9 protein-coding genes are annotated in these 9,546 nt (G+C 68.1%); 5 read left to right on the top strand and 4 right to left on the bottom strand.

Features of this window, described 5'->3' with window-relative positions; all coding sequences use genetic code 11:
* Positions 1 to 108: 108 nt before the first annotated feature.
* The 4 genes from ACWF99_RS15360 (at position 109) to purM (ending at position 5,022) form a co-directional block, all read left to right on the top strand.
* Positions 109 to 1,149, top strand: a complete 1,041-nt coding sequence (locus ACWF99_RS15360; RefSeq protein WP_358070928.1) for an ABC transporter permease — start codon at positions 109 to 111, stop codon at positions 1,147 to 1,149.
* Positions 1,150 to 2,100, top strand: a complete 951-nt coding sequence (locus tag ACWF99_RS15355) for an ABC transporter permease (protein ID WP_378631784.1) — start codon at positions 1,150 to 1,152, stop codon at positions 2,098 to 2,100.
* Positions 2,093 to 3,775 (top strand): ABC transporter ATP-binding protein, encoded by a 1,683-nt coding sequence (locus ACWF99_RS15350; RefSeq protein WP_378631786.1) that lies wholly within the window; start codon positions 2,093 to 2,095, stop codon positions 3,773 to 3,775. The genes ACWF99_RS15355 and ACWF99_RS15350 overlap by 8 nt, the downstream gene beginning before the upstream one ends.
* Before the next feature lie 167 nt (positions 3,776 to 3,942).
* On the top strand, positions 3,943 to 5,022 hold the full coding sequence (gene purM / locus ACWF99_RS15345; protein WP_101464588.1) for a phosphoribosylformylglycinamidine cyclo-ligase: 1,080 nt from the start codon (positions 3,943 to 3,945) through the stop codon (positions 5,020 to 5,022).
* Between the two features lie 288 nt (positions 5,023 to 5,310).
* On the opposite strand, the gene ACWF99_RS15340 is transcribed toward purM, so the two are convergent.
* The 4 genes from ACWF99_RS15340 to ygfZ all read right to left on the bottom strand — a co-directional run bounded on the left by ACWF99_RS15340 (position 5,311) and on the right by ygfZ (position 8,506).
* Positions 5,311 to 5,538 carry a DUF3073 domain-containing protein gene (locus tag ACWF99_RS15340; protein ID WP_301904780.1) on the bottom strand — a complete coding sequence of 76 codons (228 nt, stop codon included), beginning with the start codon at positions 5,536 to 5,538 and terminating at the stop codon, positions 5,311 to 5,313.
* Positions 5,539 to 5,713: 175 nt separating this feature from the next.
* Positions 5,714 to 6,664 (bottom strand): asparaginase, encoded by a 951-nt coding sequence (locus ACWF99_RS15335; protein ID WP_452536367.1) that lies wholly within the window; start codon positions 6,662 to 6,664, stop codon positions 5,714 to 5,716.
* 67 nt (positions 6,665 to 6,731) lie between these two features.
* Positions 6,732 to 7,391 carry an MOSC domain-containing protein gene (locus ACWF99_RS15330; protein WP_378631790.1) on the bottom strand — a complete coding sequence of 220 codons (660 nt, stop codon included), beginning with the start codon at positions 7,389 to 7,391 and terminating at the stop codon, positions 6,732 to 6,734.
* 11 nt (positions 7,392 to 7,402) lie between these two features.
* Complete coding sequence (gene ygfZ, locus ACWF99_RS15325) at positions 7,403 to 8,506, bottom strand: CAF17-like 4Fe-4S cluster assembly/insertion protein YgfZ (protein WP_452536365.1); 1,104 nt, start codon at positions 8,504 to 8,506, stop codon at positions 7,403 to 7,405.
* 122 nt (positions 8,507 to 8,628) lie between these two features.
* On the opposite strand from ygfZ, the gene ACWF99_RS15320 reads away from it, so the two are divergent.
* Entirely contained in the window at positions 8,629 to 9,534 is a 906-nt protein-coding gene (locus ACWF99_RS15320; protein WP_378631794.1) for an aminodeoxychorismate lyase, read from the top strand.
* Positions 9,535 to 9,546: the final 12 nt, after the last annotated feature.

Here is a 9,546-nt window from a genome sequence, read left to right as displayed (position 1 = left end):
CTACCACCCCCGGCCGGGCTCATAAATGTCCGGGTCCCGGGTTCTGCCAATGTGTGTGCGGTGGCGGCCGCCCCCGGATCACCGATCGGGGCGCGGCGTTTCGGGTGGATGCGCGGCGGGGGTTCCCGCCAGGTGGCTTTGCTGCGGTACCTGCTGATTCGGCTGTTGCTGATTCTGCCGACCGCGTGGTTGCTGGTGACAGTGGTGTTCTTCCTGATGCGGGTGATCGGTGACCCGATCAGCGCGGCCATGGGTGGCCGGCTGACCCAGGACCAGATCGAGGACCGCAAGGAAGCCGCGGGGCTCAATCGCCCTATCCTGACGCAGTATTGGGAGTACATCACCGGCTTCCTGCATGGTGACTTCGGACGGACCCAGGACAACCAGGCGATCAGCGATGTGGTGATCACCTACGGTGCCGCCACCTTCGAACTCGTCTTCTGGGGTCTGCTCGTGGCGTTCGCGGTCGGTGTTCCGCTGGGCAGATACGCCGCGACACATCGGGATACGCCCTCGGACGCGTTCCTGCGGTTCTCCGCGGTGCTGGCCTACGCGGCACCGGTGTTCTTCGTGGGCATGCTGCTCAAGCTGATCTTCTCGGTGTGGCTGGGCTGGTTCCCGGTCGGCGGCCGGGCCAGCACCGACGTAGAGCTTGCGCTGCAACATGTCTCGCCGAAGACGAACATCCTGATCATCGATTCGATCCTCTACGGCGAACCGTCCTATGTGCTCGACGTGCTCGAACACGCGGTGCTGCCCGCGGTGGCCCTCGGGCTGCTCACCGGCGGCATCTTCCTGCGGCTGGTGCGGGTGAACCTGATCCAGACGCTGCGCAGCGATTTCGTCGAGGCGGCGCGGGCGCGTGGATTGTCCACGCGCGTGGTCACCGGCAGGCACGCGGTGCGCAACGCGCTGATCCCGATCATCACGGTGATGGGGATGTGCATCGCGATGATGCTCGGCGGTGCGGTACTCACCGAGACCACGTTCGAATGGAAAGGTCTGGGCTATCAGCTCGCCGAGTATCTGCGGGCGCGCGACTTCATCGCGGTACAGGGCATCGTGGCGTTCATCGCGCTGGTGGTCGCGGTGATGAGCTTCGTCGTCGACGCCATCGTCGCGCTGATCGACCCGAGGGTGAGGTTCTAGATGACTACCGCTGCGAAACGCCGGCGTCTGCCCGGCGCCGAACTGTTGTCGAAAACCTCGGGGCTGCAACGGGTCACCCTCATCACCGGCTTGGTGCTGGTCGGTGTGTTCGTGTTCGTGGCGGCGTTCGCGCCGTTGCTCGCGCCCTACGGGCTGGCCCAGAACTCCGCTGACGGTGTGGCTTTCGTGCCGCAGCAGGGACCGTCGGCCGAGCACTGGTTCGGTACCTCGGTGCGCAGCGAGGACGTGCTCTCGCGGGTGCTGTTCGGCGCACGCACTGCGCTGCTGGTGATCGCGATCTCGGTGACGCTGTCGCTGCTGATCGGTGTGCCGCTGGGGCTGCTGTCGGGGTTCGTGGGGCGCTGGGTGGACAAGACGCTGGTGCTGATCATGGACGCCATCTACGCGTTCCCGTCGCTGCTGCTGGCCATCGTGGTGTCGATCGTCGTCGCGGGCGGCACGTCGAGCAGTCTCGGCGGCATGCTGTCGGCGGCCATCGCGATCACGGTCGTCTATGTGCCGCAGTACTTCCGGGTGGTGCGCAACGCGACGGTCGCGGTGAAGACCGAGCCGTACGTGGACGCCGCCCGGGTGACCGGCGCGTCGACGACGCGAATCATGTTCCGCCACATCCTGTCCAACGTCACCGGCTCGCTGCCGGTGATCGTCACGATCAATGCCGCCGACGCCATCCTCACTCTCGCCGCGCTCGGCTTCCTCGGGTTCGGTATCGAACCCACCCAGGCCGCCGAATGGGGCTACGACCTGAACAAGGCGCTCAACGATGTCTCCAACGGCATCTGGTGGACCTCGATCTTCCCCGGCACCGCGATCGTGCTGGTGGTACTCGGGATGACGCTGGTCGGCGAGAGCCTCGACGAAACGCTGAACCCGCTGCTGCGCACCCGGCGTGCGGTCACTTCGGCAGACAAGGAAACAGTCGATGAGTGAAAAGACTGCCGCACTGGCTGTTTCGGGGTTGTCGGTCACCTTCTCGACCGACAGCGGGCCTGTGAACGCGGTACGCAATGTGTCCTACGAGGTGTTTCCCGGTGAGGTGCTCGCCATCGTCGGCGAGTCCGGGTCGGGCAAATCGGTGAGTTCGCGCACCGCCATCGGGCTGCTGCCGCATTCCGCGTCGGTGCGCGGGCTGGTGACCATCGGCGACCGGCCGGTCACCTCGATGACCGAACGTCAGCTCACCGCACTGCGCGGTGGCGAGGTGTCGATGGTGTTCCAGGAACCGGCGCGGGCACTCGACCCGCTGTTCACCGTCGGCTTCCAGATCTGTGAAGCGCTGCGCGCGCACAGCGGGATGGGCCGAAAAGCCGCCAAGGCCAAGGCGATCGATCTCTTGCGCCTGGTCGGGCTGCCCGATCCCGAGCATCGCGTCGACTACTACCCGCACCAGCTCTCCGGCGGGCAGAAGCAGCGCGTGATGATCGCGATCGCCATCTCGTGTGAGCCGAAGGTGATCATCGCCGACGAGCCGACCACCGCGCTCGATGTCACCGTGCAGGCCGAGATCCTGGAACTGCTGCGCGATCTGCGTGATCGGCTCGGCAGCGCGATCGTGCTGATCACCCACAACATGGGTGTGGTGGCCGACCTCGCCGATCGGGTGGTGGTGATGCGCGCGGGCGAGGTGGTCGAACAGGCGCCGGTGCACGAGCTGTTCGCCAGCCCGAAGGCCGAGTACACCAGGGCGCTGCTCGATGCCGTTCCACACCTCGGTGCGGCGACCATCGAGCGGCCGGCGATCGACCGGACCGTCGAGCCCGTGCTCGACGTGAAGGACCTGGTCGTCACGTTCCCCGGGCCGTTCGGCCGGCCCGCCTTCCGTGCAGTCGACGGCGTCAGCTTGCAGATCAGGCCGGGGGAGACCCTGGGGCTGGTCGGCGAGTCGGGGTCGGGCAAGTCGACCATCGGGCGTTGTGTGGCCGCGTTGCAACGGCCGAGCGAGGGGCACGTGCTGATTCGCGGGCAGGACATCGCGGATCTGTCCCAGCGCAAGCTGCGCCCGATCCGGCGGCGGTTCGGGTTCGTGTTCCAGGACCCGGCGGGCTCGCTCAACCCGCGGTTGACCGTCGGCGAATGCGTCGCCGAGCCCCTGGTCGTGCACGGCATCGGTGACAAGGCGAGCATCCGCGCGCGGGTCAGGCACATGCTCGACGACGTGCAGCTGCCCGCGGGCACCGAGAACCGGTACCCGCACGAACTGTCCGGCGGGCAGCGTCAGCGGGCGAGTCTGGCGCGGGCGCTCGTGCTCGACCCCGATCTGCTCGTCGCCGACGAGCCGACCAGCGCGCTCGATGTGTCGGTGCAGGCGGCGGTGCTCGAACTGTTCGCCGAACTGCAGCGCGGGTGCGGCTGGGCGTGTCTGTTCATCAGCCACGACCTCGCCGTCGTCGACCAGCTCGCGGACCGGATCATGGTCCTGCGCGAGGGATCTTGCGTCGAGGAGGGCGACAACGAACAGATCCTGCGTAACCCGCAGCACGAGTACACGCGTCGCCTCGTCGCCGCCGTTCCGGTCCCCGACCCGGTCGAACAGCGGCGGCGTCGCGCCGAGATCGCCGCCGACAGGCGCGAAGCGCCTACATTCGCCACCGAGCTGGAACAATGAGCGCATGAGGGAGCGCAGCGAGCGAATCATGTGCCAGCGCGCGCGGCGCTATGCCGCAGCCGAGCGCGAGCGAGGCTGAGGCATGAGCCGCACGACACCCGGACTGGCGGATCACATAGAGTTACTAGGCATCTATCCGCCGATTCGGTTTGGAGCTTTCCCCCACAATGACTGAACAGACACCCAGCGGTGCAGGCGCTTCCTACGCTGCGGCGGGCGTGAGCATCGAAGCCGGTGACCGCGCCGTCGAATTGTTCGGACCATTGGCCAGGAAGGCCAGCCGACCCGAGGTGCAGGGCGGTATCGGTGGCTTCGCCGGCCTGTTCGCGCTCAAAGGCGGATACCGGGAGCCGCTGCTGGCCGCCTCCACCGACGGTGTCGGCACCAAGATCGCCGTCGCCCAGGCCCTCGACAAGCACGACACCGTCGGGCTCGACCTGGTCGCCATGGTCGTCGACGACCTGGTGGTGTGTGGCGCCGAGCCGCTGTTCCTGCAGGACTACATCGCCATCGGCAAGGTGATCCCGGAGAAGGTCGCCGAGCTGGTCTCCGGCATCGCCGAGGGCTGCATCAAGGCCGGTTGCGCGCTGCTCGGCGGCGAGACCGCCGAGCACCCGGGTCTGATGGATCCCGATGATTACGACCTGTCCGCCACCGGCGTCGGCGTCGTCGAGGCCGATGCGGTCCTCGGCCCCGACCGGGTGCGTCCCGGCGACGTCGTCATCGCGATGGGCTCCTCGGGCCTGCACTCCAACGGCTACAGCCTGGCGCGCAAGGTGCTGCTCGACATCGACCGGATGTCGCTCACCGGTTACGTCGAGGAGTTCGGCCGCACCCTCGGTGAGGAACTGCTCGAGCCGACCCGCATCTACGCCAAGGACTGCCTGGCGCTGATCGCCGAAACCGATGTGCGCACCTTCTCGCACGTCACCGGTGGTGGCCTGGCCGCCAACCTGGCGCGCGTGCTGCCCGCCGGTCTGGTGGCCGAGCTGGATCGTGGCACCTGGAACCCGGCGCCGGTGTTCAAGATGATCGCTCAGCGCGGCCGCGTCGAGCGGATCGAGATGGAGAAGACGTTCAACATGGGCGTCGGCATGGTCGCGATCGTGGCGCCCGAGGACGCTGACCGTGCGCTGGCGGTGCTCACGGCCCGCCACATCGACTGCTGGACGCTGGGTCAGGTCAAGAAGGCCGCCGATGTCGAAGCGCCGCGTGCGGTGCTGCTGGGTGATCACCCCAGGTTCTGATCTCCGCTCCGTACTGAGCCGGGTCGCGATGGTCGCGACCCGGCTCACGTGCGTCCAGGGTTTGTTCCGGCCACTGAGTGGCTAACCCATACCCGGAGGGTTTTTACCCGTCGGCTCGGGGTGGTCGGGGCCTCGAGGCGGCGACACGACGAGCGTCCTGTGTATGGCACAGGACGCTCGTCGCGTATTCAGGTATTCGCCGTAACTGCTACTGCGAGCCTGTCGTCACTCACCGGAGAACGGCTGGAAGGGGGAGGCCGGCAGGCCTCCCCCTTCGTCGCTGTCAGGTCAGCGGCGCCAGCTGTCGTAGCCGTCGTCCTCGTCGTTCCAACGAGACGGCGACTCGTCCGCATCATGCTCATCGGACAGCACTGCACTACTCCTGGGTTGGGAGTAGGGCGGAGCATCGCTATCCGACAGCTCGCGCTGAAGGCTCGCGAAGTCGGTCGGCGCGGAGCTGTACTTGAGCTCACGTGCGACTTTGGTCTGCTTTGCCTTAGCCCGGCCACGGCCCATGGCTGACCCCCTCGCGTCACTGCGGGGCGGCCTGGGGTTTGTTGGCGGCCCCGTTCGAATTAATACTCTTCCTGACAGACACTTTAGCGTGTGTCAGAGCGTCGCGCTCCCAGGAGTGGGTGAAGACCTGTCGAAGCGCCCCGGTTTGCCCCTTCTTCGCCCAGACCGCCCGGTCTCAGATGACTCCCGGAATCGCGCGGATCACACCGACTCTGGCGTCGCCGCCGAACACCGCGGTGGCCGCGAGCTGAGTGTGCTGATCGGTCCACTCGACGCCGAGTTCGCGCAGAATCGCCAGCGTCAGAGGCATCCGGGCCCGATCGTGACCGTCTTCGATCTTGTACGCGAAGGCCCTTCCGTCAGGTAGCGCACCCGCGTGCACGCCGTCGGCGCCGATCTTGCAGAACAGTCCGGGGGTCGCCGACATGGCCAGCAGATCCGGGCCGCTCGTGCCGGAAATCACTCGTGGATTCGCTCGAACGGCATCGGCGATCCGGCGCGGCGCGGTGCCGGACTCGGCCGTGGTGAAGCCGGCGAAGGCGCGCGCGAGGTTGATCAGCGAGACGGGCACGATCGGCAGGCCGCAGCCGTCGATGCCCAGATCGGTCTCCGGTTCGCCGGTGACGTCGGCGACGGTGGCCAGGACCGCTTGCTGCAACGGGTGCTCGATCTCGAGGTATCCGGTGCGCGGCCAATCGTTGATCGCGCAGGTCGCCAACATCGCGGCGTGTTTGCCGGAACAGTTCATGTACAGCGGGTTCGGGCCTGCGCCGGTGATCGCGGCGGCGCGGGCCTTCTCCTCGAAGGGCAGGTCGGGTGGGCAGGCGAGGTCGCCGGCGGTGAAGCCGAAGCGGTCGAGCAGGCGGCGGACGAGGGCGATGTGGTCGGGTTCACCGAAGTGGGAGGCGGTGGCGATGGCGAGTTCGTCGTCGTCGACGGGGTCGAAACCGTTGCGCAGCAGGGCCAGTGCCTGCATCGGCTTGTTGGTGGAGCGCGGGAAGATCGGGCCGTGGATCTCGCCGAGTTCGAGGGTGGGGGTGCCGAAGGCGTCGAGGATCACGACCGAACCGCGGTGCACGCACTCACGGAAGCCGGATCGCACGACTTCGACCAGTTCGACACTCATGCTGTCTCCCTTGGGCATGCTCGGGCGCCCTGCGTGGTTACGCGAGCCGCCTCCGGGCGCTGACCGCTCATGCGCGGACCTCCACGGTGCGGGTTCGGGTGTGGCGGTCGATCTGCATGCGGACATCGGCGGAGATGGTCGGTTCCTCGGCGCGCAGGCGCTCGAGGCGGGCGGGGTCGGCGCCGGTGAACAGGTCGCGGACGGTGATGCCGTGTTCGGGGACGTGGACCACGCGGACTTCGTCGCCCGCGCCGATGGTGCCCTCGGTCAGGACCCGGAAGTAGGCGCCGGTGTCGGATCGCAGGGCGAAGCGTTTGACCCACCGCTGCTCGCCCGACCACTGCTGGAAGGTCGCGCAGGGCACCCGGGGCGCGCTGACCTCGAGCAGGCTGTCGCCGATCGCCCAGTGCGCGCCGAGCACCGCATCGCTGACCGGAAGGCCGGTCAGGCGCAGGTTCTCGCCGAACCAGCCCGCGGGCAGTTCGCGGTCGAGTTCGTCCGCCCAGCGGCGGGCGTCTTCGTCGGCATAGGCGTACACAGCCTGGTCGATGCCGCCGTGGTGGGCGGTGTCGCAGACGTGGTCACCGTGCAGGCCGAGGGCGGCCACGGCTACCCGACCGTCGACAGGACGCTTGTCGATAGCCGTGCGACCGACACGGGTGCGCACCTCGATCTCGGCGTGGACGACGCACACGGCCTCGACGCGGCCGGTATCGCCGACGCGCATGACCGGACGGTTCATCGCCCGCGCAACCGGTTGACGGCGGCGCGCCCCGCCTGCTCGGTGTCGTCGGCGGGGACCGAGTCGGGGTCGATGGCCGCGGCCATGCTGCCGACCACCAGTTCGGTGCCCGCGGGGACCGAACGCTTGATCAGAGCCAGGGCGATCGGGCCGAGTTCGTAGTGATCGACGACGGTGCCGAGGCGGCCGACGGTGCGGCCGCCCGCGGTCACGTCGTCACCGGTCGCCGGGCGCTCGTCGGCCGAGCCGTCGAGGTGCAGCAGCACCAGATTGCGCGGGGGCTTGCCGAGGTTGTGGACCCTGGCCACGGTTTCCTGGCCGCGGTAGCACCCCTTGTTGAGGTGGACGGCCCCGTGCTCGTCGATGCCGCCGATCCAGCGGGCCTCGTGCGGGATGGTGCGTTCGTCGGTGTCGACGCCGATGCGCGGCCTCAGCGATGCCACGCGCAGCGCCTCGTAGGCCCACATGCCCGCCGGCGCGGCACCGGCCTGGGTGAGCTTGCTCCACCAGGCCGACAGCTCGGCCCTGGGCACGATCAGATCGAAGGAGTCCGGCATCCGCCGCAGGAATCCACCACCGGGCAGCGCGGCCGCTTCGTAGATCTCTGGCAGTTGCGCGATCCCGAGAGCGTCGAGCAGCGTGTCAGCTCGCGGGCCGAGCAGGCTCAGCACGGCGTGATCCGGCGCGTCCTGCGGCTTGGCGTCGGCCCAGAAGACCATCTTCTGGAGGAACGCCAGCAGCTCGGCGCCGCGGTCGGCCTCGGTATCGAGCCACAGGGTGCCGTCGAGGTCGGTGAGAACGAAGTGATTGAGGACCCGGCCGTTGAGATCGAGGTCGAGAGTCTCGGCGCTGTGCGCGTCGGGCAGCGCGGCGATGTGCTGGCTGGTGATGGTGTGCAGCCAGCTCAGGCGCTCGGCGCCGGTGATCGTGGCGACGCTGCGATGGGAGCGATCCACGACCGCGACCCGCTCCGCGGCGGCCTTCTGCTCACCGAACGGATCACCGTAATGCCAGGCGACCGCGGCGTCCGGGGTATCGGGTGCACCCGCGACGGCACCCGGAGTATGGAGAACAGGACTGGGGGAGACGACCTGTGACACGACACCCACTGTAGGCGCGTCTGCCGACACGTGCCGCACGTGGTCGTCTTCGCGGCGCGCGTCGCGAGTGCGATTCGGAGCAGCCATAGGCATAACAGAGCGATAACGCCTACGCTCGGCGCATGGGAGAACGGGTTCTTGTGACACTCGACGGGACGGTCGCTGACGCGAACGTGCCGTCGCTTTATGCCGACGACATCGGCGCACTTCGCGGCGATGGCGTATTCGAAACGATTTTGGTGCGCGGCGGCACGGCCACCGCGCTGGAATTCCACCTGGCGCGGCTGCGTCGCTCGGCGCAGGCGCTGGAACTGCCGGAGCCGGGCCTGTCGAGGTGGCGCACCGCGGTGGAACTTGCCGTGAAGGAATGGGGCTCGGAAGAGGAAGGAATGTTGCGGCTGATCTACACGCGCGGCCGCGACTCGGAATTCGACGCGCCGCGCTCGGAACTGGCACCGGAGGATCCGCAACCCACCGCGTATGTGCTCGTCTCCCCGGTACCCGCGCGGGTCGCGACGGCGCGCGCCGAGGGCGTGAAGGTGATGTCGCTGGCGCGCGGCATCTCGGTCGACCTCGCGCAGGCGGCGCCGTGGCAGCTGCTCGGCGCGAAGACGCTGTCGTACGCGACCAACATGGCCGCGCTGCGGTTCGCGCGGCGGATGGGCGCCGAGGACGTGATCTTCCACAGCACCGAACACAAGGTCCTGGAGGGCCCGCGCTCGACGGTGGTGATCGCTCGCGGCAAGCAGCTGATCACCGTGCCCGCCAAGAGCGGCGTACTGCCCGGCGTCACGCAGCGTGCGCTGTTCAACGTGGCGGAGAAGTCCGGCTGGGAGTGCAAGTACCAGACGCTGTTCACCGCGGACCTTTTCGACTGTGACAGCATCTGGCTGCTGTCGAGCATCACCCTCGCCGCGCGGGTGAACCAGCTCGACGGCATTCGCTTGTCGGCGCCCGACAACGCTCAGGAGATCATCGACATGGTCGACCTCGGGATCGACCGGCCGGGGACCATCGGAGACTGGTGATCCGTGTGTGGG

The organism is Nocardia sp. NPDC055002 (assembly GCF_053608825.1).
The sequence above is the reverse complement of the archived record's forward strand: the minus strand, read 5'-3'. Positions and strand labels throughout refer to the sequence as shown.

What these genes read in the sequence shown, in the direction of transcription:
- ACWF99_RS15350 (WP_378631786.1), top strand. Translation starts at nt 2,093, where the DNA reads ATGAGTGAAAAGACTGCCGCACTGGCTGTTTCGGGGTTGTCGGTCACC.
- ACWF99_RS15360 (WP_358070928.1), top strand. Translation starts at nt 109, where the DNA reads ATGCGCGGCGGGGGTTCCCGCCAGGTGGCTTTGCTGCGGTACCTGCTG.
- ACWF99_RS15340 (WP_301904780.1), bottom strand. Translation starts at nt 5,538, where the DNA reads ATGGGCCGTGGCCGGGCTAAGGCAAAGCAGACCAAAGTCGCACGTGAG.
- ACWF99_RS15330 (WP_378631790.1), bottom strand. Translation starts at nt 7,391, where the DNA reads ATGCGCGTCGGCGATACCGGCCGCGTCGAGGCCGTGTGCGTCGTCCAC.
- ACWF99_RS15335 (WP_452536367.1), bottom strand. Translation starts at nt 6,664, where the DNA reads ATGAGTGTCGAACTGGTCGAAGTCGTGCGATCCGGCTTCCGTGAGTGC.
- purM (WP_101464588.1), top strand. Translation starts at nt 3,943, where the DNA reads ATGACTGAACAGACACCCAGCGGTGCAGGCGCTTCCTACGCTGCGGCG.
- ACWF99_RS15355 (WP_378631784.1), top strand. Translation starts at nt 1,150, where the DNA reads ATGACTACCGCTGCGAAACGCCGGCGTCTGCCCGGCGCCGAACTGTTG.
- ACWF99_RS15320 (WP_378631794.1), top strand. Translation starts at nt 8,629, where the DNA reads ATGGGAGAACGGGTTCTTGTGACACTCGACGGGACGGTCGCTGACGCG.